The 423-nt window shown below is 53.4% G+C and carries 1 protein-coding gene; it reads right to left on the reverse strand.

Going from position 1 to position 423, the window contains the following annotated elements; translation table 11 throughout:
• The coding region (locus tag HMPREF2700_RS08945; protein WP_141745842.1) for a helix-turn-helix domain-containing protein at positions 1–330 on the reverse strand (330 nt) is incomplete at its 3' end.
• Positions 331–423 lie beyond the last annotated feature (93 nt).

Consider the following 423-nt stretch of genomic DNA (forward strand, 5'->3'; position numbering starts at 1 on the left):
GGTGCTATGGTGGAGCGTGATTTGGTGGTGTTTGCGCAAGTAGGCGCATACTTGTTCGGGACTGAGTTTGCGGCGGATAAGGGGGTCGATGTGTTGAATCAGCTGCGAATCGAGCTTATAGGGCTTTCGCTTACGCTGTTTGGTAAGCCGGCTTTGCCGCTGAGCTTTTTCGGCGCTGTATTGCTGCCCTTGGGTACGGTGCCGTCTGATTTCGCGGCTGATGGTGCTTTTGTGGCGGTTAAGCTGTTTGGCGATTTCGGCGATGGTGCAGTGGCGGGACAGGTATTGGATGTGGTATCGTTCGTCTTGGGTCAGTTGTGTGTAGCTCATGGCAATCTTTCTTGCAGGAAAGGCCGTATGCTACCGCATACTGGCCTTTTTCTGTTAGGGAAAGTTGCACTTCAAATGCGAATCCGCCGGCCT

It is taken from the genome of Neisseria sp. HMSC068C04, from assembly GCF_001810105.1.
GTDB classification, from domain to species: Bacteria; Pseudomonadota; Gammaproteobacteria; order Burkholderiales; family Neisseriaceae; genus Neisseria; species Neisseria flavescens_B.